The organism is Pseudomonas sp. 6D_7.1_Bac1 (assembly GCF_025465945.1).
Taxonomy (GTDB): domain Bacteria; phylum Pseudomonadota; class Gammaproteobacteria; order Pseudomonadales; family Pseudomonadaceae; genus Aquipseudomonas.
The window spans coordinates 60,609-82,614 of sequence record NZ_JANLNW010000084.1 but is presented as its reverse complement, the minus strand read 5'-3'; the positions used below and the strand labels follow the sequence as shown (position 1 = coordinate 82,614).

The 22,006-nt window shown below is 55.8% G+C and carries 20 protein-coding genes; 3 read left to right on the top strand and 17 right to left on the bottom strand.

The annotated features are described in order from the left end of the window. Positions 1-54 precede the first annotated feature (54 nt). Together NTD87_RS27090 and NTD87_RS27085 are read left to right on the top strand one after the other, a co-directional pair. Positions 55-261 carry a twin-arginine translocation signal domain-containing protein gene (locus NTD87_RS27090; protein ID WP_262117239.1) on the top strand — a complete coding sequence of 69 codons (207 nt, stop codon included), beginning with the start codon at positions 55-57 and terminating at the stop codon, positions 259-261. Then, positions 261-2,033, top strand: a complete 1,773-nt coding sequence (locus NTD87_RS27085; RefSeq protein ID WP_262117238.1) for a hypothetical protein — start codon at positions 261-263, stop codon at positions 2,031-2,033. Before NTD87_RS27090 ends, NTD87_RS27085 begins: the two co-directional genes overlap by 1 nt. A gap of 77 nt (positions 2,034-2,110) precedes the next feature. On the opposite strand, the gene NTD87_RS27080 is transcribed toward NTD87_RS27085, so the two are convergent. From NTD87_RS27080 to NTD87_RS27000, 17 genes are all read right to left on the bottom strand, one after another. After that, a complete protein-coding gene (locus NTD87_RS27080) occupies positions 2,111-4,201 on the bottom strand; it encodes a YjbH domain-containing protein (protein WP_262117237.1) in 2,091 nt (696 codons plus the stop codon). Next, positions 4,198-4,965, bottom strand: a complete 768-nt coding sequence (locus NTD87_RS27075; RefSeq protein ID WP_262117236.1) for a capsule biosynthesis GfcC family protein — start codon at positions 4,963-4,965, stop codon at positions 4,198-4,200. Before NTD87_RS27075 ends, NTD87_RS27080 begins: the two co-directional genes overlap by 4 nt. Then, the gene (locus tag NTD87_RS27070; RefSeq protein WP_315975347.1) at positions 4,962-5,621 is read right to left on the bottom strand and encodes a YjbF family lipoprotein; all 660 of its coding nucleotides are present in this window, start codon (positions 5,619-5,621) and stop codon (positions 4,962-4,964) included. The genes NTD87_RS27075 and NTD87_RS27070 overlap by 4 nt, the downstream gene beginning before the upstream one ends. A gap of 14 nt (positions 5,622-5,635) precedes the next feature. Continuing rightward, positions 5,636-6,748: a polysaccharide biosynthesis/export family protein gene (locus tag NTD87_RS27065; RefSeq protein WP_262117234.1), complete on the bottom strand. Its 1,113-nt coding sequence runs from the start codon at positions 6,746-6,748 to the stop codon at positions 5,636-5,638. A gap of 87 nt (positions 6,749-6,835) precedes the next feature. Continuing rightward, positions 6,836-7,129 carry a hypothetical protein gene (locus tag NTD87_RS27060; protein ID WP_262117233.1) on the bottom strand — a complete coding sequence of 98 codons (294 nt, stop codon included), beginning with the start codon at positions 7,127-7,129 and terminating at the stop codon, positions 6,836-6,838. 284 nt (positions 7,130-7,413) lie between these two features. After that, positions 7,414-8,307 carry a dTDP-4-dehydrorhamnose reductase gene (gene rfbD, locus NTD87_RS27055; protein ID WP_262117232.1) on the bottom strand — a complete coding sequence of 298 codons (894 nt, stop codon included), beginning with the start codon at positions 8,305-8,307 and terminating at the stop codon, positions 7,414-7,416. A gap of 2 nt (positions 8,308-8,309) precedes the next feature. Beyond that, a complete protein-coding gene (rfbC, locus tag NTD87_RS27050) occupies positions 8,310-8,849 on the bottom strand; it encodes a dTDP-4-dehydrorhamnose 3,5-epimerase (RefSeq protein WP_262117231.1) in 540 nt (179 codons plus the stop codon). Next, the gene (gene rfbA, locus NTD87_RS27045; RefSeq protein ID WP_262117230.1) at positions 8,846-9,724 is read right to left on the bottom strand and encodes a glucose-1-phosphate thymidylyltransferase RfbA; all 879 of its coding nucleotides are present in this window, start codon (positions 9,722-9,724) and stop codon (positions 8,846-8,848) included. Before rfbA ends, rfbC begins: the two co-directional genes overlap by 4 nt. Before the next feature lie 51 nt (positions 9,725-9,775). After that, a complete protein-coding gene (gene rfbB, locus NTD87_RS27040; RefSeq protein ID WP_262117229.1) occupies positions 9,776-10,846 on the bottom strand; it encodes a dTDP-glucose 4,6-dehydratase in 1,071 nt (356 codons plus the stop codon). Positions 10,847-10,856: 10 nt separating this feature from the next. After that, on the bottom strand, positions 10,857-11,972 hold the full coding sequence (locus NTD87_RS27035; RefSeq protein ID WP_262117228.1) for a DUF1972 domain-containing protein: 1,116 nt from the start codon (positions 11,970-11,972) through the stop codon (positions 10,857-10,859). Next, the gene (locus NTD87_RS27030; RefSeq protein WP_262117227.1) at positions 11,962-13,056 is read right to left on the bottom strand and encodes a glycosyltransferase family 4 protein; all 1,095 of its coding nucleotides are present in this window, start codon (positions 13,054-13,056) and stop codon (positions 11,962-11,964) included. The genes NTD87_RS27035 and NTD87_RS27030 overlap by 11 nt, the downstream gene beginning before the upstream one ends. 2 nt (positions 13,057-13,058) lie before the next feature. Next, on the bottom strand, positions 13,059-14,345 hold the full coding sequence (locus tag NTD87_RS27025) for an O-antigen ligase family protein (protein WP_262117226.1): 1,287 nt from the start codon (positions 14,343-14,345) through the stop codon (positions 13,059-13,061). Continuing rightward, positions 14,342-15,475: a polysaccharide pyruvyl transferase family protein gene (locus NTD87_RS27020; protein ID WP_262117225.1), complete on the bottom strand. Its 1,134-nt coding sequence runs from the start codon at positions 15,473-15,475 to the stop codon at positions 14,342-14,344. Before NTD87_RS27020 ends, NTD87_RS27025 begins: the two co-directional genes overlap by 4 nt. A 33-nt stretch (positions 15,476-15,508) precedes the next feature. Further along, positions 15,509-16,492: a nitroreductase family protein gene (locus tag NTD87_RS27015; RefSeq protein WP_262117224.1), complete on the bottom strand. Its 984-nt coding sequence runs from the start codon at positions 16,490-16,492 to the stop codon at positions 15,509-15,511. A gap of 60 nt (positions 16,493-16,552) precedes the next feature. Beyond that, entirely contained in the window at positions 16,553-17,842 is a 1,290-nt protein-coding gene (locus NTD87_RS27010; RefSeq protein WP_262117223.1) for a flippase, read from the bottom strand. Positions 17,843-18,043: 201 nt separating this feature from the next. Next, the gene (locus NTD87_RS27005) at positions 18,044-20,272 is read right to left on the bottom strand and encodes a polysaccharide biosynthesis tyrosine autokinase (RefSeq protein ID WP_262117222.1); all 2,229 of its coding nucleotides are present in this window, start codon (positions 20,270-20,272) and stop codon (positions 18,044-18,046) included. A gap of 45 nt (positions 20,273-20,317) precedes the next feature. Further along, the gene (locus NTD87_RS27000) at positions 20,318-20,758 is read right to left on the bottom strand and encodes a low molecular weight protein-tyrosine-phosphatase (RefSeq protein WP_262117221.1); all 441 of its coding nucleotides are present in this window, start codon (positions 20,756-20,758) and stop codon (positions 20,318-20,320) included. A 388-nt stretch (positions 20,759-21,146) separates the two neighbouring features. Between NTD87_RS27000 and galU the strand changes: the two genes are divergently transcribed. Next, complete coding sequence (gene galU, locus NTD87_RS26995) at positions 21,147-21,980, top strand: UTP--glucose-1-phosphate uridylyltransferase GalU (RefSeq protein ID WP_262117220.1); 834 nt, start codon at positions 21,147-21,149, stop codon at positions 21,978-21,980. Positions 21,981-22,006 lie beyond the last annotated feature (26 nt).

Below are 22,006 nucleotides of genomic sequence, written 5' to 3'. Positions count from 1 at the left end.
CAATCCGGGCAGTCGCCCGGAGCGTCCCACGGCCCATCCCATTTCAGGTGAACCATGCGCCCTATCACCCGACGCCAACTACTCACCGCCACAGCCTGCGGGGTTGCCGGCCTGACGCTGGGGCAACTGGCCCTGTTGCAATCGAAACGACCGACGCCGCACCAGCAAGACCTGCCCCTGCTTGAACAGGTCGACGCAGCGTGCGAGCAACTGTTCAACAGCATGCACATTGTGGCTCCCTTGAGCCTGGCGAAACACTGATGGCGACCGATCCCACCCTGGAAACACTCATGGCCAATACCGCGCTGATCGCTCAGGCTGCCCAGCGCTCGGATGCCGCCTCCAAGTTACAGCACCGTTTTGTGCATGGCGGGGCTGATGAAAGCATCCCCACCGAGTCTGGCCCGCTCCCGACGCTGAGCAAATGGAAAGCCGATACCGATCAGGTGTTGGCCCAGGTCAAGGTGATAGCCGACTCGAATGCTCGCCGAGAGGCCGCTGACCCCACGGTCCGGGCAGATGGCAGCCCCCTGCAGAGCGGCGATGAATACTTCAACACCCTGGACAGGCTCAAGAAGGTCTATAACGGCGCAGTGTGGTACGTCCCGAATGCCGATGGGCAGATGATCCAGCGCAACCTGGCCAACGCTACCGACCCCGATACAGGCCCGAACATGGTGGGGTTTCTGCAATCGGGGACAGGCACTCAATCGCGCACCGTCGGCGATAAGCTCAGGGAGCGTCACAGCCTGTTCGACTTCATGGCCAAAGCAGAGCAAGACGATGTGACCTCAGGAGGCTCGCGGCTCAATCACACGGCTGCGATCAATCGAGCCTTGGCCTCGGGGTATGAAATCGAGCTGCCGGACGGGGTGCTCAATGCCGAATACATCGAGCTGGTAGACGGTACTCGCGCCATCGGCAAGGGGCATATCGCCGGTCGGCTGGGTACCAACAACTGGAGCGGCACGGTAATCAGAGCCTTGCCCTCCGCAGAGCGGAAATTTATCCGCATGCCCGCGGGCAAAATCAGGGGCGTGTTGCTGGAGGGGTTTACCCTGGCCGGTGACCACGTGCATAACCCCTTGCAGGATGGCATCAGCCTGGAGGGCGTGGTTTCGGGCCGCGATGGCGGTTTGTGGGATTTCGAGCTGCGCCGCCTGTTCGTCAAAGGTTTTGCCGGCGACGGCCTACGGCTGGTGGGGGGTTATAAGGATACTCAGGCGCCTGTGCAGTTCGGCCAGGTTGCTCATGTACTCGTTGAACGACCCGTGGCGACGGCACGGAGCCTGGTGTTGATGGGGCAGTGCGAACATATCGAATTCGACGAGTGTCGATTCGATGGTGTGTATGGCCTGGGGCCTGTAGGCGTGGGCTCCTATATCGGCAGGTTCGATCCCGCCCATGACATAAGACCCAACAACATAACCTTCACCAACCCCAGCTTTCAGCGCGCCAGCGTCGGCATCGAGATCGACCGCTGCGAAAACATCGTGATGATTGCGCCGTGGTTTGAAACGGTCAAAACCGCGGTCCGGCAAAACAACTCATCGGTCGGGCTGGAGTTGATCGCGCCGCGCTTCGCCAATGTCATCACCGGCCTGGAGTGCGGCAAAAACTGCATGGCGTCGATCCGCTCCCCCATCGTTGCGGGGAGCATTTCGAACCTGGTGGTCGGCAGTAACCATAGCGGGGTCAGGCTCGACTCACCGTCCAAGGCCGGTGTCGGCACCAGCGGCGTCCACTCCACGGTGTCGTTCAATTCCGGGCGCCAGCTTGAGGTCAAGGCCCATACCTTCCTCAACGTCGAGTTTGGCCCGGGCCTGACGATAGAGACGATCAACGGCTATCACATGCCGGGGGAAACCTTGACCCTGCTGGTGACCTCCAACCCGGTGAGATTCACCTCCGCAGGCAACCTCGCACTGGGCAGTCTGGGGCCTTATAAAGTGCTTGCCCCGGGCAGTACCATCACCTTCATTCGCACCGACGCACCCGGCGTCGCTCACTGGCAATGCATAGGGCTGGTGTGAGGTAACGACCTCACCCCGCCCTCACACTTCCTCGAAGCCGCGAAATGGCAACTCGGCCAAACACTTGAGTCGCGCCATCATTCGGTAACTTTCTCGAAGTTGTTGTAGAACAGCTCGCTGTCACGCCCGTCGGTCATGGTCTGCAGCGAGTAAGCACGGCCCAGGCGCGCGCCGCCGTCCCGGGTCAGCGGCGCCCAGACGATATTGGCCCGGCGCAGGGTCGAAGTACTCATCAGCTCGTCGAACGGGATGGAAATATAGATCCCCTTGTCGAAGCTGCCCTCACCGTATTGTTCTTTCGAGGCGGTGGTCAGAGTGACCCAGGCGCCAAACTTCACGCCATTATTGAACGTCCGCGACAAGTCGACGGTGGTGCCCCAGTCCCGTGCCAGATAACGCCCGACACTGACCGCCGCGTGCAGGTCATTGGGCAGCTCGGTATAGCCGGTGACATGGCCCGTCACGGTCCGGTAATCACGCAGACCAAAACCCTGATCAAAATCACGCTGACGCACGAAGTTCAGATCGGCGCCCACCGACCAGCGTTGCCCCATGGGCCGATACAGCACTTCGCTGCCGACCCCGGCAAACATCGATTCCAGGTAGCCGCCGTAGACCATGCCATACAGGTCCCGATCCAGCTGCACCGCATGGTTGAGCTGGAACGTCGGCATCGTCACATCGGAGGTGGTCAGGTATTTGCGCAGATCGGTCCGCACCCTGGGCAATCCGCTCGGCGCGTCGTAGGTGAACTTGTCATAGTTGTTCAACAGGTTGGCACTGAGCAGGCCATTCCACCAGGTATTGCGGGTGAAAAGGTACTCCGCGTCGGCATCGGCGGTGAACTGATAAAGCAGGCCATCAGGGCCGCCGATGTTCTGTTTGTAACCCAGGCCAAAGCCATAGCTGAAGGGATCCAGCGCCTGGGTGTAGAGCGTGGTTTCCCGGTGCGCAACCGCCGGATTGATTTCGGTCGAGCGGTGCAGATCCGTCAGCGGCTGCTCGTTGTTCACCACCGCGCGGAACGTTTTGCGGGGCAGGCTGGTTTCCTCTATCGACATGTCGTAACGCTGGTCCACCAAGGTGAACCAGTCGATATCCTGATTGACGCTGTTATCGAGAATCCGGCTGGCCCGCCCCACGGCCTTGGCCGGGTAAAAGTAGCGGGACTGCTCGCCATACACCATCAGCTCCGAACCGCGCTGGGTGATGCGCTTGACCTTGTAGCCGGCATTTTGCTGCAACCGGTTGGAGACATTGGCCCAGTTGACCTGATCGGCCGGGATCGACGGCGCCTGCGCCGGTAGTGGCTCGGCAGGAGGGTCGTAGGTCTTGGCCGGCGCCTTGCGGCTGACGAAGTTGGTGTGCAGGGTGATGCCAAACATCGCGGTGTTGCCACGCTCCCAGGCGGCACTCAGATCGACGCTGTCGGCCAGCTTGTAGACCACGCCGATATTGATCGGCAGGTCTTGCTTGATCAGGTTGTGGAGAGGCTCGTTCCGGTAGTCGTTACCCTCGTACTCGACTTTCAGGCTCAGCGGCTCCCACGGCGTCTGATAGGCAACCCCACCAAACAACGATGGGCGACCCTTGAAATAAGCATTGGAGTTCACCCCGCCTGCCCTGGCGACCGCTGCAGTGCTTTGCGGGCGGTCATTGAACTGGCTGCCGAACACCGTCAGCGGGTTGCTGAAATCCCCTCGATCCCCCAGATAACCCCAGGCAATGCCGAGGCTGAAATCCAGGTCGGCATAGCGCTTGTTAGCGACGAAATATTCGCTGGAAAACAGCCCGGTACCACCGATGTCCCGCGCACCGAATGCGAGCTGCGGCGCCCAGTGACTTTCTTCCCAAAGCCGTGCCTTGACGTCGATGGCCTTGTCTTTGAAGCTCTGATTACCACTCAACGCCTCGGTGCCGTACTTGCGGTTGGTGATCGCGGTGTAACGAAACGAGCCTTCCAGCCAATCGAACGGTTGCAGGGAAAAACTGTAGCGCGAGTAAGGCTCGGTACGACTGGCCGTGACGCTCAACTCCCCTGCGGGAGCCATGCGCGCGGTGGGTGTCTGTAACAGACCGACACCACCAAAATCATTCTGGGTGTAACGCGGTTCGCCATGAGCCAATCCGCAGGGCAGGAGCAATACAGCAGCAAAACGTAACTTCAAGGGGCCACCTCAGCCAGGGGTTGAGTGGCGAGAAACTCGGCCAGTTGTTGATTGAGCTCAGGGGTCGGCGAATCGAGATCGTCGTTTCTGATTGGCACCAGAATCCTGCTGCCGGGGGCCGGCACGACACCCTCCTCACGATTCCATGCCGCCACGCCCACGTGCCGTACCTGGCCGTCGGGCTGAATCAGCCACAGATAATCGCTCTCGGCATCGCTGAGGATCGTGCAGTGCCGGGCATAGTCGCGGGCTTCCTGCATGGCGCTGAAAGGCACCTGACAGGGCTGCACGACCGCCCCCCAGACTTCCACAGTGGTCGGTCGCGCGGGATAAATCAGACGATCACCATCATCCAGCAGAGCGTTGCGGGCGAACCCCACCTCCAGGGCGATCGGATCAAGTACCGCGACCTGGCGCCCGGTGACCGGCAACCGCTCGATCTGCTCATACAGGCGCGCGCTCAAGGTCGCTCGCGTGTGCCTGTCATCGAGCAAGGCAACCCGCTGCAACAGCTTCAGATCAAACAGGATTCCGGCCTTCAACCGGGTCTGCTTATCCACTAATGAGCGGTGCAGCCACGCCGCGCCCAGCCAGTAGCTTTCGGCGTTGGGTTGGGCGGCGCTGATGACGTCCAGCAAACGTGCGCCGGGTTTGACCTCAAATTCTCCGGGGCTGCGGACATCACCACTGACGGTGACGGCCGCCTGACCCACGGCCGGGCCGATCAATAACAGGCCAAGCAACAAAAGGTTCGAACACTTCACCGGGCGGCTCCCCGATCAGGGCGCAACTGCACGATATTCAGGGAGAGCTCAGGCGTCAGATGCTGCTCGCTGCGCAGGATGAAACCGTCCCGGGGGTCGACCCAGTAGTGGTTGGTGGCGTGAAAGTTCAGGGTGGGCGCCTCCACCTGCTCATCGATCCGCAGCAAGGCGAAATCCTTGTCCAGAATGCGGATGCTTTCGATGTCATGGATGCTGAAGCGGCTGTTGACCGCGATGCCGACACGGTAGCCGTCGTAGATATCGATCCAGCGAGTGCTGGTATAGCCGTCGGGCAAGTGCTGAAGACCACGCTTGAAGGGCGACTCGCCGCTGAAGCGAGTGCCGTCCAGGGAAACGCCCAACCCGACACTGCGCACCACCAGGCCGTCACGCATCATCAGCACTTGTTTGCCGGAAGCGACCCAGAACTCCAGGTCGCCACGCTGACGAGTCATGGCCATCACCCCCTCGCTGGTGGCGGTGGTGACCAGGATCTGCGGATAAGGCACGGCATCGATCTGAGCGTGGGTCAATTCGATGGAGGCAGGCCCCGTAGCAGACGCTTTAAGCGTGTCCCAAGAGGCTTGCATCAAAGGAGTACACCCGCACAGCAGTAGCGCCATCGTCAGATAGGCGCTGGTAGGCAAAATGTTCACTGCGTGGTTGAGCCTTATCTGCTTTTAGCTTCGCTGAGGTTGTTGACGGAGCTGGCGCCGGTCCCGAGGACACTGGCCGTAGGCAGAAGTTGGCTGATCAGACGGTTCCAGCGCGTCACGCCGGCCGGGCCGACATAGACGATATCTTGCGGCTGCAGGTCGAAACGGGTGGCCAGCACCAAGGCCGAAGGTGATTCAGCATTGAGCTGGAAGACTTTGGCCGGCTCGGTTTCCAGATTGTCTGCACCGCGAATCACATACACCGCATTGCCGTTGGAGGTGGTCTGGTTCAAGCCACCCACCGTGCCCAGGGCATCGGAGAGGTTCATCGATTTGCTCTTGAAGCTCAACGCACGGGGTTGGTTGACCTCACCCATGACATAGATCCGCTTGAGGTCGTTATACGGCAGGTACAACTGGTCGCCCCCTTTGAGGTAGACCTTGTGCAGCTGTGAGTCCTGGCGATTGAGGGTGTCCAGATCAAGCCGGTACTCACGCCCGTTGCGGGTCAGCGTCAGACCTGACAGATCCGCATTCAGCGGGTCTACCCCTGCGACGCCGATGGCTTCCACCAGGCTCAGCGGATTGGTGGTGATCGACTGTTGGCCGGCTCTTGTCACCGCGCCGGAAATCACCACCGTCTGGCTGGCGAAGCGCAATACGCTGACATCGACCTGAGGGCTTTCGACAAATTGCGACAGGCGCTGAGCGATAAAGGCTCGCAACTCTTCGATGGTCTTACCCGCGGCCGGGACATTGCCGATGTAGGGGTAAAACAGCGTGCCGTCCGGACGAACCAGACGACCGTTGGCATCGATTTGCTGTTGCGGCCCCGAAGGCGCCGTCAACTCGGGATGATCCCAGACTGTAATAAACAATAAGTCATTGGCGCCCACGCGATAACCACCCGGCGCATAAGACAATAACGCCGAGGGCACCGACTCACGAACGTGCGCAGCGGCATCCATGGCAATCAATTTAGGCGTGATGGGAATAAGTTCCACCCGGCTACTCTCCACAGAGCCGTCACCCACCAGTTGACGGGTATCCATATGTTGGCCAGGGGAAAACATACAACCGTGCAAGCTAATACTTGCCAGCATTACAGCAGAAAACCTACGGATCATAATGGCACTACGCTAGTCGAGGGCAAGTCTAAAACAAGACCACCCGGAAAGTTCCGAGTGATCTTGAACAACACACTTCGGAGGGGATCAATGGGTGCCCGTCGTTCCGGTAGTACCGGTGGTCCCCGTCGTTCCAGGCGTTCCGCCATTGGAACTGCCACCCGAGTTTGCAGCGGCCACCGCAGCGGCGGTAACGGCCGCTCCGACCATCACGCCCCCCCCTACCGTAACGCCCCCGATCAATGGGGTGCTCAAGGCCAGGGGTTCTTCGACCGCCGCCGCAGGGGCAGCCAACGCCGGGGCAATCACGGTCAGGGGCTCTGCCGCCAGCGCCGCGCTGCTCATGACAGTCAGCAAGCCAACAACCAGTAGTTTCTTCATATCAAACTCCTTCTCGGCACCAACTCTTTATAAGCGTTGATACTAAGGGGCCAGGAATGGAACAGCAGGTTTATGTACTGACATTCGTAAGTTTAACGAGTCAGCCCATGCGCCGCGCCTATTGTTATTATTCGTCAGGATTCTCCCGAGCCATTACCCCAGAAGGGCTTTGCGCGCCGTGAAGTTTCAGCTAAAACAGCGACTGGCAATAACATTCACGGTTAAATATAGACCGTTAATAACGATAGGCTGAGTGTTCACTCAAATAGCAGTGACACGGATGTTCAAACCTCGGGAGCTGTTTTTCCCAACTGCTGCAACACCCGTTGCAGCTCCCGCGTCCAGCTTTGCGGTGCCAATCCATGAGCGTGCTCAAGGGCTTGGCAATCGAGTACGGACCAAACGGGTCGTTTGGCCGGCGTCGGATATTCGGCGGTAGTAATCGCCTTCAAGCCCGGGCGTTTTTCCAGCAAACCCAGCGCCAGGGCCTGGCTGAAAATCTCATCGGCGAACTCATACCAGGTGCAGGCGGGAGCACCACTGTAGTGATACAGGCCCCACTTGAGCACGCCGTCGCGCTGAAAAATCGTCGCGAGCGCCCATAAGGTATCGGCAATACTGCCGGCGGAAGTCGGACAGCCGCGCTGATCCGCGACCACGGCCAGCTCATCCCGATCACGCCCGAGACGAAGCATGGTTTTGACGAAATTGTTGCCATGGGCGCCGAACACCCAACTGGTTCGCAGAATCACATGACGCGAACAGTGTTGCTGCAGTTGCTGCTCGCCGGCCAGCTTGCTCAACCCATACACACCTGAAGGGGCCGTGACATCACCGGGTTTGTAGGCACTGTCGCTGTCGCCACTGAACACATAGTCAGTGGAGATATGCAGCAACGGGATACCCAGCTCCTCGGCCGCCAGCGCCAGGTGCGCAACGCCATCGCGGTTCACCCCATAGGCCCGCTCGACCTCGCTCTCAGCCTTGTCCACTGCGGTATAGGCCGCCGCGTTGATCAACAACTGCGGCTTGATCCGGGTCAAAACCTCCTGGACCTGGGCCGGGTCGCTGATATCCAGATCACCCGAGCCGTAACCCATCACGCTGAACCCGGGCGGCACTCTTTGCAGCAACTCGCGCCCGACCTGCCCTTGCGCTCCGGTCACTAGAACCTGCATGGTCATTCCCCGCTCAGCAGTGTGCGCAAGCGCGGATGGCGCTGGTCTTTTTCCGAGAGTTGAGGCGACTTCAGAGGCCAGGCAATGTCCAGCTCCGGATCATTCCAGAGAAGGCCACCCTCGTCCTCCGGGTCATACACATCGGTGCATTTGTATTGAAAGTCGGCCGTATCACTGAGCACACAGAATCCGTGGGCATATCCCGGCGGGACCCATAGCTGAAGATGATCATCGGCGGTCAGCTCAACCCCCACGTGTTCACCGCACGTGGCGGACGCGGGATTGATGTCCACCACCACGTCGTAAACCGCGCCACGGGTGACCCGCACCAACTTGCCCTGGGGCCGGGTCCGCTGAAAATGCAAACCCCGCAGTACGCCATACCGGGAGCGCGAGTGATTGTCCTGCACGAAAGGCCATTCGATTCCAGCGTCGCGATAACGCTGCTGGTGATAACTCTCGAGAAAGAACCCACGGGCATCGCCAAACACCTTGGGCTCGATAATCAGTACGCCAGGCAACCTGGTTTTGATCACCTTCATTTCCCAGGCTCCGTGGTCAGCACCTGTGCCAGATACTGGCCGTAACCGGTTTTGCATAACGCAGTGGCTTGTCTATCCAGTTGCTCGGCCGACAACCACCCCTGGTGGTAGGCCACTTCCTCAAGACAGGCCACTTTCAAGCCCTGGCGCGCTTCAATGGTCTGGACGAAATGCCCGGCCTCCATCAACGAATCATGAGTCCCAGTGTCCAGCCAGGCAAAACCACGCCCCAGCACGCTGACGTGCAGGTCCCCGCGCTGCAGATAAGCGTTGTTCACATCAGTGATTTCAAGTTCGCCACGAATCGAAGGTTTGACTTGCCTGGCAATGCTCACCACGTCGTTGTCGTAGAAATACAAACCGGTAACCGCATAGTTGGACTTCGGGTGTTTAGGCTTCTCCTCGATCGAGACCGCCTTGCCGTCGCTGTCGAACTCGACAACACCAAAACGCTCTGGGTCGCTGACTCGATAACCAAAGACGGTAGCGCCGGTCTGTCGTTGTGACGCTTCGCGCAACGAGGCGCTGAAACCATAACCGTAGAAAATGTTATCGCCGAGAATCAGCGCCACATTGCTGTCACCGATAAAGTGCTCGCCGATCAGAAAAGCCTGTGCCAGGCCATCCGGGGAGGCCTGCTCGGCATAGCTGAGTTCAATACCGAAAGAGGAGCCATCACCCAACAAGTTCTTGAAGTTGGGCAAATCCTGCGGGGTGGAGATAATCAATATCTCCCGAATACCCGCCAGCATTAGTACCGACAGCGGGTAATAAATCATCGGCTTGTCGTAGATCGGCAGCAGTTGTTTGGATACGCCGCGGGTAATGGGATGCAAGCGGGTGCCGGAGCCTCCCGCGAGAATTATGCCTTTCATATGGGGATTCCCTTCGAAGTCTAGCGAGCTTAGAGGCAGTGTTTTCCTGCCTCAGGAGGTTTGGCCAAGACGCTCCGGCCGGTACTGTCCGTTAAGTACCCGTTGCCACCATTCTTGATTGTGCAAATACCACTGGACCGTTTTGCGTATGCCGCTTTCAAAGGTTTCCTGTGGCCGCCAACCGAGCTCACGCTCGATCTTGCCTGCGTCGATGGCATACCGAAGATCGTGACCCGGCCGGTCCTTGACGAAGGTAATCAGCTCGCGATAACGCGCGACACCGGCGGGTTTGTCGGGAGCCAACTCTTCGAGCAGATCGCACAGGGTTTCCACGACCTCGATATTGGTTTTCTCATTGTGGCCGCCGATGTTGTAGGTTTCGCCGACCTTGCCCCGGCACACCACCTCGCATAGCGCGCGCGCATGATCTTCTACAAACAACCAGTCACGGATCTGCAAACCATCGCCATAGACCGGCAGAGGCCTGCCGTGGATGGCATTGAGAATCACATGGGGAATCAACTTCTCGGGAAAGTGATAGGGACCGTAGTTATTCGAACAATTGGTGACCAACACCGGCAGACCGTACGTACGTTGCCAGGCCCGAACCAGATGGTCCGAACTGGCCTTGGACGCCGAATAGGGTGAACTGGGCGCATAGGGCGTGGTTTCACTGAACAGGTTATCGGTGCCTTCCAGGTCGCCGTAGACCTCATCGGTGGAGATATGGTGGAAGCGAAACGCCTGTTTTACCTGCGCCGACAGCCCGTTCCAGTAACGACGGGCTGCTTCGAGCAAGGTATAGGTCCCGACTATGTTGGTCTGGATAAAGTCGGCGGGGCCGTCGATAGAGCGATCGACGTGCGACTCCGCGGCCAGGTGCATCACCGCATCCGGTTGAAACGTGGTAAATACTTGATCCAGCGCCTGAGCGTCACAAATATCGACATTGAAGAAGTGATATCGCGGTGACTCGGCAACTCCAGTCAAAGACTCAAGATTGCCGGCATACGTCAATTTATCGAGGTTGGCCACTTCGCATCGGGTGTTTTCGATCAGGTGCCGGACGACCGCAGAGCCGATAAAGCCGGCTCCACCAGTCAGGAGAATACGGATAGTCATAGTCGTCTCTCTACCGACTGACGGGATACCAGTCAGTCAATAATTTTTCATACTGAAGCAAGATTTGATTCCACGTGAACCGCAGATGAAAGCGCGTAAGGCTGGCCGCTTTCATCTGCGCAAGCGTTGAATCGTCCGTCAGCAGTTGGTCAAACAAAGCAGCACAAGCCGCTTCATCCTTGAAGTACGCAGCGCCGCTTTCCGTTACCCAGCGATTGAATGGATTGTCATGGGCAATGACCGCACACCCGGCGCCAAGCGCCTCGACCAACGATGGGTTAGTTCCACCGACACGATGCCCGTGCAGGTAAAACCGACAATAAAAACGCAGTGACTGTACGACCGCCGTCTCATAGATCGCCCCGGGAAAGATGACCTCTGCGCTGGCCGCATCCATGACCTGTTTATGGTACGGATTAGCCTTCGGCTGAAAGTTGCCTAAAACCACAAGCCGGTGATTGCGCGGTGTGGAACTGAAGGCGCGCACCATCTCGAGGAACGAGTTTTCGGGCTCTGGCCGGGCGATGATCACCGAAAACTTGCCGGGCTCTACGGCATAAGTCGCCAATAAACCCGCGTCTGCGCTCAGGACCCTGTCTCCCCCATAGGGGATCATGGTGATCTTGGCTTCGGAGACCCGCGTCGCAAGGTGCGACTTGATCTTGGGGTGATCCGCGACCAGGTGATTGCCCATCCAGCAGCCGGCACGTTCATTGAGCCAGAACCAGGTCTTGGCAATAGCTCCCCATTTGTCACGCCGCCACTCAACGCCATCCATATTAATAATGTTGGTCTGCCCTTTAAGCCTTTGCAGCAAACTGAAGACGGCGGTGTTGTAACCCAGGGTCAGAAACAAACCTTTTTGCGAGGTCGCATGACGCGTGGCTTTCCAGTCAAAAACAACCGTGCCCAGCGCGCCTTCCTGAGTCACAGGGATATGAATCCTGTTGACACCGTTCCAGGTACTCCGGGTGATTTCTCCGCGGCCCTCTTCCTGACAGTAGACATACACTTGCCAGCCGTAGGCCGTTAAATAAAGAGACAACTTCTCTGCAAAGGTTTCGAAACCACCGTGCTGAGCCGGAACACCTCTTATGCCCAGGATATAAAGTATTTTAGGTGTCATGCTGCATCTCGTTGAAGAGTGTTGAGAACTTGCGTTCGAATACTTCCAGGTTAAAGTCCCGGGTACGGGACAACGCATTATCAGATAGCGTCTTGTATTTCTCAGGGTCCAACGAAATCCTGCATATCGTGCTGTAAAGCTCCTCGATATCGTATGAAGAGATTAAATAGCCTTCGACATCACTGCGCACCAACTCAGCGGGACCGCCCACAGGCGGGACGATCACAGGCAAGCCGTGGGACATCCCTTCGAGGATGGTCAAACCGAAGGTTTCAATCCAGCCATCCGGTCGGGAAAGGTTTAACAGCACGTCGGATCGTAAGTAAAAACCCGACATATCTGTTTGACGAGGGTAAATCGCCACATTGCTTGGAATGTCGATACTGGAAAAATAACTATCCACTTCACTTCGGCTCGCATTGAGCACCAGGGTAAAATTCAAGTGCTTGTCATCCTGGCTGCGCCGAGCAAGCGCCAGGAACTCCATGACGCCCTTGTAGGCTTTCAAGGAACAGATCATCAACGAGGTAAAACCTGCCTCTTCCTTGACGCGATACGTGTGCCCAGCCGCTGTATCCAGGGCATTATGAATAACCACCTGAGGAAGCTTGGCAAAGCGCTCCACCTGCATCAGATAGTTCGAGACAAATACAACCTTTGTGCTGGTTTTTTCAATAATCAACCGGAGAAACCTCTTCAGAAGGTTGGGTTTTATTGAAGTTTCATGCACATGATAATAAACCGGTATCTTCAGCAGTTTCCCCGCCAGGGCAGCACCAAAGGGCATCATGGTATTGACATAAAACACCACGTTCTGCCTCTTGTATTTCAAGCACTGAATAAACAACAGCCCCTGAGAGATCAGGTAGTAGCCAAGGGTCAGCAACTTATTCTCAGACCTTTTATAAAAAAGCCTGCTCTGCACATCCGCCACGCCTGACAAAAAACCGTCACCATGGGCACTGGTGATCACCTCGGTGGCTATATTGTTATTCGCCGCCGCCTTGATCACTTGAGACAATACCTTGGGACTTCCACTTCTGTCGTTGAACAGATGGATGAAAACCAACTTCTTCGCGTGCATGTTTATGCTCTTTTGATGAGGGAGCGACTGAGTGTTGAGAACCGCTCGGTAAGGGCCATACACACCCAAAAAATGGCGATCGAATGCGCGGGAATGGTCTGACTTGAAAAGGCCATGGCCAGAAAAAACGCGACCAGCGCGGCCCCCACTCTGACTTGATAGCGGTCGACACCTTGATCAATCGCCATCCTCCTGACTGCCTTCAAGCTGCGCTTGATCACCAGAATGATGAATGAGAAGAAGACGATGAAGCCGACGATGCCAGTGTCGTTCAGTATTGCCAGGGGCAAATTGGATATCCATGCACTGCGATGATTCTCCGAACCGACCAACTCCGGTGCAAAAGAATATATTTCGCTGAAGCTGTAGATACCGTTTCCGAACAGGGGGTTTTCCAGAATGGAATTTGCCGCCAATGCCCACATGATAAAACGCGTCTTGACCGAGTGGGTTCTGCTGATCAGCTCATAATCGCCAAAAGAAGAGGCAATGAAATAGGACAGGAGCGACATCACCGCCACCAACAGCGTTGCTCCCAACAGGTACTTCACCAAGTCCCTGTTCTTGTACGCTCTCGGATAACTCAACCCGTGATAAAGCCAGACGGAAATAATGTAGGAAACCCAAGGCGCTCTTGAAAACGAAAAGAGCAACGAGGTGTGCAAACCGATCACAAGGATCCACCACCATAACTTTCGGTAATAACCCAACGCCAGCACCGTCAGTATCATCAGCGATACAAACACCCCGAATAGATTGGCCTCATAAATTCCGCCACGGATGCGCGTGCCCCCACTCCCCTCTTGCAGCCAGTGAACGGCCAGATCAGGAAGAGGAAACTTCAACAGTGAAAGCACATAAATCAACGATAAAAATGGGCCCGAAAACCATGCCAAAAGCAGATAGGTCCTGGATTTGAAAATCGTAAAGGGATTGGCCTTTAACCAGATCACCACATAATAAAATGAAGCCGCCAGGAGTAAGCCTGCGTACATTTTCAGCGACCAGGCCTCCACCGGGCCGGAAGCTGATGCGTAAAAAGCCAGCACCACCCATACGGTCAGGATGATCCCCGTCCTGGGCAGTCGCAGTGGAATGTTCGAACTGACCAACAGCAATACAGCAATAAAAAAAATAGGCGCGGCCAGCAACCTTTCCAGGGTCAGGTTGTTACCACCCAGCGACCATTCAATATTGTTGAAAACCACCGTTATGCCAATGATGACAGCAAGCACATAACGCGGATTGATACTCGAGGACTTCAAGCTCGCGGAACCGTGGATCATCATGAAACTTTAATTGGCTTTTTCGCCATGTTGGTTGAAAGGGCCCCATCGAGATAATTCCAGGTCACCAACCTGAGTGCTTCCAGCTTTTCATGACTGCTTTTAAAGTCGATTGATTTTCCGACTACCGCGTCGACATCACTCACGCTGCTCACCAGACGATCGGCCAAACCCACTTTATCCAAGAGGCCTTTGATTCTATTCAGTCCACTCTCGGGCAGGGCCGTGACGAAGGGAATCCCGAAGTTCAAGGCGAATGCGGTGCCATGGAACGAATTGGTGATGACAAAGGCGGCATTGGCGAACAGCGAAATATAATCGCCAGGGCTGGCATCCATGATGTGCCTGTCGCTCTTGTAGCCAAGGAAAGGGTCCTGATCGATTGCCACGACTCGCAGCCCCAATACAGTCCTTATCCTGTTGATCGTTTCCCTGACCAGCGTGTTCTTCTTCAGGGTGTACACAAGAATGTATTTCTCGTTAGTTCCCGGCGCTCTGCCGGCGAGCTGCAGGCTCTGCATCCACTCTTGCTTGTTCAGCATCAACGTAGGGTCCAGGGTGTGATCAACCTTTTGATTACCGAGCAGGCTGCGCAGATATCGTGCGGTGTCCTCTTCCCGGACGGAAATACTGTCAAATGTCGACAGTGCCTTTCTGACCTTGACCACCTCCTCTTCCGAATAGCGGTACGAGCCCGCGCTTGAGGAAAACGAAATCTTCTTTTTCGCCCGGGAAAACGCCAGCATATAGTTCAGGTCCAGATACCCGGTGATATTCGGATTCCATATCTGATCGCTGCCACAGACCACACAATCAAAGTGACTCGATAAGGTTTGCAGCGCTTGTAAATCCGGGCACTCGGGGGTCAGGTTATAGTTGACCCGCATGAATTCCTTGAACTTTGCTATCAATCGCCTGCGGGGGAGGATTCGAAAAACATCCTTACCGGCTCTAAAAATGCTGCGCGGGTTGCTGTCCACTCGAATCAGCTTCAAGGTGTTTTCCAGCTCTTTGCTTTTGTAATCAATAATCTTGACGTCGCCATACTTCGACAGCACGTTCTGGCTGGCGAGCGCTTGTAGAGTCCCACCATAACTATTGGCGTGATGTATCGTGATCAATGCAATTTTCAAGGGGCTGAGTCCTTTGCGACCAAGGGTGAGTACTTACTGGCTGGACAGCTTGGTATACACTTCTTCGAGGGGGCGACGCGCAGAGGCACACACCGTGTTCTGCTCATTTGGGTAACCTATCGCCAGCATCATCATCACCGTATGCTGCGGACTGATCTTGATCACCTTGCGAAAGTTGATATCCGCCCTCCCCGACTGACTCCAGTTCAAACAGCACGAAGCAATACCGATTGAATGCAACGCCAGGATCAACGACATGGAAAACATCCCGCCATCGATCCAGTGTTGATAACGCTCTCGAGGGGAAACGAAAGCACGCAAGTCTGTGGTGATAATCAGCAAGTCTTTTATTTTGTGCCCGAACCCGCGATTGCCATCTTGAAACGCAAGGGCTTGCTGCGCCAATTCGCCCTCCAGATGATAGACATGCCACGATTGCCTGTTACAGGCAGACGGTGACTTCATGGCCATCTCCAGCGCTCTGCTTAATTCTTCTGCACTGATTTCCGCGTCAGAGAACTCTCGAAGCGAGTACCTGGACAGGAAGAAGTTCTCCGGGGTCATCAATCGACCTTTATTGAACTCCGTTCTGGCGTGATTGATCGCCCCACTGTTGTCATAAAACGGGATGGTTTGCTTGCTGAGGCTCTCGACTTTAACCAGACGTTTTATAAGCTCGGCGGTTTTTTCCGGTTGGTGGGCCTTCTCGGCTTCAGCGAACTTCTTTAATACCGTGATTGCCACCAGGTCATGATAGCCCGTGCCGTTGAGCATGAACGAACGCTCCAGTGCCTTGATCAGCGCATTGGCGCCTGCCCATCCAGACCCCGGCTTCCTGTTGGTAAAACTCAGGCTCTTTTCAAGGGTGTGATACACCTTGACCATGTAATAGTTTCTGGCTTCGACCGAACGGAGTGAAGATTGCCATCCCGAATACCGGGCATAGCGACTCAGGTCATATAAAAAGCCGAACCCCGCCAGTACTGTCCGGGCATAAATTTTTACGGTATCAATCATGAGCGTTCATCTCCCGAGGGTCGGAAGTGATCAATAATTTAGGCATGGAAGTTGTACCTGCTATCGAAACTTGTTCTTGAAAACCAACCGTTGTGCACCATAAAAATACAACGACAACAGCAATAGATTGCTGACAACGGTCGCCACCGCGGCGCCACGCAGATCAAACAGGGGAATTAATGTCACGTTAAGGAGCACATTGATGATCGCCACCAGCGCCATGTATTTAACTTTCACCTTCATGTGTTCCTGGGTCACCAACGTGGCACCCGCACTGAAAGCCAGAAAAATAACCGGTGCCGACAGGGAAAGAATCTTCAATACCGACGACGCCTCTCGATAGGCCTCACCAAACAGCAGAGGCACTGCCCAGTCCGCACAGAGCAGAATAGCCAGCATGGCCAGAGTGCCGAGTAGTAACATCAGCCAGTTACCCTTTCGGTATATCTGATAAAACATGTCTGGATCATGGTTAGCCCAGCGGTGCATCTTGGGCAGCAGAAACCTCTGATAAATCACACTCGGCAACAAATACACCGCGGTCATGATGGTAAAAGCCACGCTGTATATGCCTGCCGCGCTATTACTTGAGAGGTGCTTCAGCAAAATGATGTTGCTTTGAAAATAAATCAGGTGCGAGAACGCCGCGACGCCAAATGGCCAACTGGCGCCGGCAACACTTAACATGCTCGGCTTCAGCGACAGGGCCGAGAACTCCCTGGCCCGTTCGTGGCCTTTCAGGGTTAGTTTCCCATTCACCATGTGCAGCAACTGGGGGACAGCCAGTAAAAAAAACACCACTGCAATGACGGAATAGAAGACCGCGTAGTACTCCGCCGCTAATGCCATGGAGCTCACGACCACCGTGATGAAGACCATCGAGCAGCGAAGGAAGTGCGGCAAAAACTGCCAGAGCGCCAAGTGAAAATACTTTTCTTCAAGTTGGAGTTTGCTGCTCACCAGCTCTACTGACAGCTGCCCCAGTATGTACAGGGAGAGAATCAACAGCAGGTTTTGCGTTAACCGGTCATGGCTGGAATACAGCGCCCACGTCACGATGGCGCCCATAAGAAACAAGGTACTCAAGGCGATGAACTGGAACGAAGGTTTCAACCAGCGTTCCCCCGCCCAGCCCTCCTGACCGAAAGCCTTGAGCCAATATTGGGATATCCCGAAGCCCGCCAGAGGCGCCAGTAGAGTGATGGTCGTGAGTGCTGACGAAAAAGCACCGAAGTCATTACTGCCCAACTTCCTGGCCAGCAACACCTGAGTCAGAAAGGCAAACCCGGCTCCCGCCAGGGACCCTATCCAGAGAAGCGATATAGCCTTGAACGCTGTAGTTTTATTCATTGACCTGTGTCATTCGCAATCACGCTACCGCCCCAGGATTTTTCGTCATATTCCTCAGGACGTGGTGTTTCTATGAAAGGTTGGTTTGATCATGCCCGCAGGCCTATTGATCCGCGCGGCAATACGATAGAAATTCAAACATCAAGGGCGACAGCAGCGCTGTTGAAACCTGAACTTATGACACGGCCTGTTCGCTGCTCATCAGCTTTTGTCGGAGGCATAGGCATAGTGGTAATAACCATAATCAGCGTAGCCATATTTAGTGGAGGCCTTTTTCTCCACGCCATTAAAGATCGCACCTTTAATGGCCACCCCGTTCTGGGAGAATCTGCGGACCGTCAACTCGATTTCCTTCGCCGGGTTCAGACCAAAGCGCGCGACGATCAGATTGGTCCCGCAAAGGCGCCCGACAATCGCTGCATCCGTCACCGCCAGTAGTGGGGGCGTATCGAGAATCACCAGATCATAAAGCCCACTCACCTGCTCCAATAGCGCGCTGAAATTGGCATGCATCAGCAGCTCGGAAGGATTGGGCGGGATCTGGCCTCGGCTCACAAAATCAAAGTTTTCGATTTCAGTCTTATGGATCGCAGTGGCCATATCGCAGCGCCGAGCCAGGACATCGGAGAGCCCGTTATCCGAAGGAACGCCTAACACCTTGTGCAGGTAACCCTTGCGCATGTCGACATCAACCAGCAATACCCGCAGCCCGGTTTGCGCGATCACTACCGCCAGGTTGACCGACACGAACGTTTTACCCACTTGAGGGCTGGGGCCGGAAATCATCAACCGGTTATTGTCGGCCTCGTGCATGGCAAAGTGCAGGCTGGTACGCAGACTGCGCAGCGCCTCGACCGCCAGATCGGTGGGGTGACTGATGGCCAGCAATGAAGAACCTGCTCCGGAACGCCCCCGACCACGCAAGGCTTTGTCTTCTTCGGCCTTCTGCAGGATGCTGTAAGGGATCGACGCGTACACCGGCAAGCCGAGTTGCTCGATGGCTTCCGGGCTTTCCAGGCCACGGTTCAGCGCCTTGCGCACCAGCACCAGGGCCACCGCCAGGAATCCGCCAAGCAGCGTGGCGACCAATACAATCAAGGCCTTTTTAGGTTTGACCGGCTTGAGGAAATTGACGTCCGCGGTGTCAATCAGACGCACGTTACCGACCGTCCCCGCCCGCATTACATCGAGCTCCTGAGACTTGTTCAGCAGTTGGGTATAAATGGCCGTTCCGACCTCTACATCCCGGGTCAGACTCAGCAGCTCCTGCTGGGTAGAGGGAAGGCTTTCGACCTTGCTCGCCAGGCGTTTCTGCTTGCTGCTCAACTCACCGATCTGGGTCAACAATGCGCGGTAAGCGGGATGTTGGCGGGTGAACTTCCTGTCCATCTCGGCTTGCTGCAACTTCAACTCGGAGATGCTGGTATCCAGGCCAACAATCTGATCAAGAATGGCCTTGGTTTCGAGCGTGATATCCACGGATTTGCTGCGAGTCTGATATTCGTTCAAGGCGTTTCCGGCTTTTTCCAGGTCCTTTTTGACCAGCGGAAGTTGCTCCTTCAGAAACGCCAGACTCTGCGCCGCCTCTGCCGACGTGCGCTCTACGTTTTTCCGCACATAGATATCGGCAATTTCGTTGAGTATTTTGATTGCCTGGTCCGGATCGGTACTTTCCAGTGCCAGACCAATCATGCCCGACTCTTTTCCGCGTTCGGACACCTCCAGCGCCTCTTGATAGTCGAGGATACTGGTCAGTCGGGAATTACGGATGATTCTGAAGCGGGTTCCAGGATGGGCGTGTATTTCCTCGATTTCAAATTTGACGCCATTTTGCTCGAACATTTGTCCGGCCTGGCTGGCCGCCAACAGTTTGTCATCTTCATCCACCAGGGTGTAATGACCCTCTTCACCTGCGGTCAGCGTCAACTTCTTGCCCAGTTGCGAATCGGGAAGATCCAGTTTGAATACTTTCAGCGACTCCCCTCCCCAGGCGAAGCTCTTCAGCCCCAACCAGGCATCGGCTAGTTCACCGGGGTTGTTGTTCTTGAATCGACGTGCCAGAAACTCGCCAAAAACAGGGAAGTGCATCGGCTGTATGACAATATCAAGTTTCAAGTTGTCGACGGTTTTGCCAATCACCGAGCGGGACTGGATCAACTCGATCTCGGTGGCCGAAGGAGACTCCTTGCCGAGCATGCTGCCGATATCCGAGAAGCCCAACAAATCGTTCTTTTTCGCTTCAACCTGCAGCAACGCGTTCGCCTGGAATACCGGCGTCGCCAGCACCGCATACGCGGCCCCGGCCACCATGAACGCGCCGGTAATCGCGGCAATCAGCCATTTATGGTCGATGAGTGTTCCAAACAGACCGAGAAGATCAATCTCGTCATTATCGTCTTCCCGCATGTTGACTACTGGCGCTTGCTGCATAAGTCGAATTCTTTGCCTTTATTACGATTCAATAGGGAGTGGCCATCAGCGTGCTAGACGCTGTGCCCATGCGTGTACGGCTTCTTCGATCAACGCATAAGCGTGCACAAAAGCAGGTTGGCCTTGACGGTAGGGGTCGCTGATTTCGCGGTCGTCTTGCCATTTGCCCAGCATCAGCACCTTGCCTCGCGCTTCAGGGGCTATGTTGAGCACGCCGCTGACATGCCGCTGCTCCATCACCAGAATCAGGTCCGCCTCGCTGACGGCTTGAGGCGTGAGTTGAATGGCCTGGTGCTCATCAGGCAGGTGGCCATGCTCCTCGAGTACCGCACGCGCCATCGGCTCGATCGGCTTGCCGACCAAGGCGGCAAGACCCGCTGAGCGGACCTCGATATCGGAATGAACGAGTGCCCGGCGCAGCAGATGTTCCGCGATGGGGCTGCGGCAAATATTGCCGACACAGACAATCAAAACCCTTTTAAGCAAGATGACCTTCCCCGTCTCGTCAACATTGGCGGTGACCTAACACTTGCCGAACATAAGAGTTTTAAACCACGGACATATCTAAGTATCTATAAATTCAGCCACTGCTGGATCAACGTCAAAATATCAAGTGCCTATTTATTATCACGACACGTGAACAGCACCGAATTTTTTCTTCAGACAAAAAATAACACTTCGCTCTTTGGCAGACTCAAAGCAACAACCAGCACACTTATCCAGACAATTTCTAACCGTTAAGCTTTTCCCGCAGCCGATCAATTTAGATTACACCGTCATTAGCCAATGGATAATGTATGGCTGTTCCGCTAGTGCGTTGCCAGAGTCCTGTCAGGTATCGGGTAATTCATCAGTCTACTTTCAAGGACGCTCCATGATTCGTAAATGTCTGTTCCCCGCTGCAGGCTATGGCACCCGCTTTTTGCCCGCCACCAAAGCCATGCCGAAGGAGATGCTGCCGATCGTCAATAAGCCGCTGATCCAGTACGCCGTCGAGGAAGCGCGCGATGCCGGCCTGCAACAGATGGCCATCGTCACCGGCCGTGGCAAACGAGCGCTGGAGGATCATTTCGATATCAGCTTCGAGTTGGAACATCAGATTCGCGGCACCGATAAGGAAAGGTTCCTGGCCGGGACCCGAGAGCTGATCGATACCTGCAGCTTTTCCTATACCCGTCAGGTGGAAATGAAGGGGCTGGGGCACGCCATTCTCAGCGGTCGCTCGTTGATCGGTGATGAGCCATTCGCCGTGGTACTGGCCGACGACCTGTGCCTGAACCTTGAAGGTGACGGGGTGTTGGCGCAAATGCTCAAGCTTTACGCCAAGTACCGTTGTTCGATCGTGGCGATCCAGGAGGTGCCCCGTGAGCAGACTCAGAAGTACGGGGTGATTGCCGGCGAGCTGATTCACGAGGGTCTCTACCGGGTCAGCAACATGGTCGAGAAACCCCGCCCGGAAGACGCCCCTTCCAACCTGGCAATCATCGGCCGGTACATTCTGACCCCCGATATCTTCGACCTGATCGCCGACACCGAACCTGGCAAGGGCGGTGAAATCCAGATCACCGACGCGCTGATGAAACAGGCCCGCAACGGCTGCGTACTGGCTTACAAATTCAAGGGCCGACGCTTCGATTGCGGAGGTGCCGAGGGTTACGTCGCCGCCACCAATTTCTGCTTCGAGCACCTGCATCAACACACGCTGTGACGGCCTCATGATCCTCTTTACCCTAT

Bases quoted from the DNA above. Each gene is read 5' to 3' on its own strand.
- NTD87_RS27090 (WP_262117239.1), top strand. From the start codon at position 55: ATGCGCCCTATCACCCGACGCCAACTACTCACCGCCACAGCCTGCGGG.
- NTD87_RS27085 (WP_262117238.1), top strand. From the start codon at position 261: ATGGCGACCGATCCCACCCTGGAAACACTCATGGCCAATACCGCGCTG.
- NTD87_RS27065 (WP_262117234.1), bottom strand. From the start codon at position 6,748: ATGATCCGTAGGTTTTCTGCTGTAATGCTGGCAAGTATTAGCTTGCAC.
- NTD87_RS27060 (WP_262117233.1), bottom strand. From the start codon at position 7,129: ATGAAGAAACTACTGGTTGTTGGCTTGCTGACTGTCATGAGCAGCGCG.
- rfbD (WP_262117232.1), bottom strand. From the start codon at position 8,307: ATGCAGGTTCTAGTGACCGGAGCGCAAGGGCAGGTCGGGCGCGAGTTG.
- rfbC (WP_262117231.1), bottom strand. From the start codon at position 8,849: ATGAAGGTGATCAAAACCAGGTTGCCTGGCGTACTGATTATCGAGCCC.
- rfbA (WP_262117230.1), bottom strand. From the start codon at position 9,724: ATGAAAGGCATAATTCTCGCGGGAGGCTCCGGCACCCGCTTGCATCCC.
- rfbB (WP_262117229.1), bottom strand. From the start codon at position 10,846: ATGACTATCCGTATTCTCCTGACTGGTGGAGCCGGCTTTATCGGCTCT.
- NTD87_RS27035 (WP_262117228.1), bottom strand. From the start codon at position 11,972: ATGACACCTAAAATACTTTATATCCTGGGCATAAGAGGTGTTCCGGCT.
- NTD87_RS27030 (WP_262117227.1), bottom strand. From the start codon at position 13,056: ATGCACGCGAAGAAGTTGGTTTTCATCCATCTGTTCAACGACAGAAGT.
- NTD87_RS27025 (WP_262117226.1), bottom strand. From the start codon at position 14,345: ATGATGATCCACGGTTCCGCGAGCTTGAAGTCCTCGAGTATCAATCCG.
- NTD87_RS27015 (WP_262117224.1), bottom strand. From the start codon at position 16,492: ATGATTGATACCGTAAAAATTTATGCCCGGACAGTACTGGCGGGGTTC.
- NTD87_RS27010 (WP_262117223.1), bottom strand. From the start codon at position 17,842: ATGAATAAAACTACAGCGTTCAAGGCTATATCGCTTCTCTGGATAGGG.
- NTD87_RS27005 (WP_262117222.1), bottom strand. From the start codon at position 20,272: ATGCAGCAAGCGCCAGTAGTCAACATGCGGGAAGACGATAATGACGAG.
- galU (WP_262117220.1), top strand. From the start codon at position 21,147: ATGATTCGTAAATGTCTGTTCCCCGCTGCAGGCTATGGCACCCGCTTT.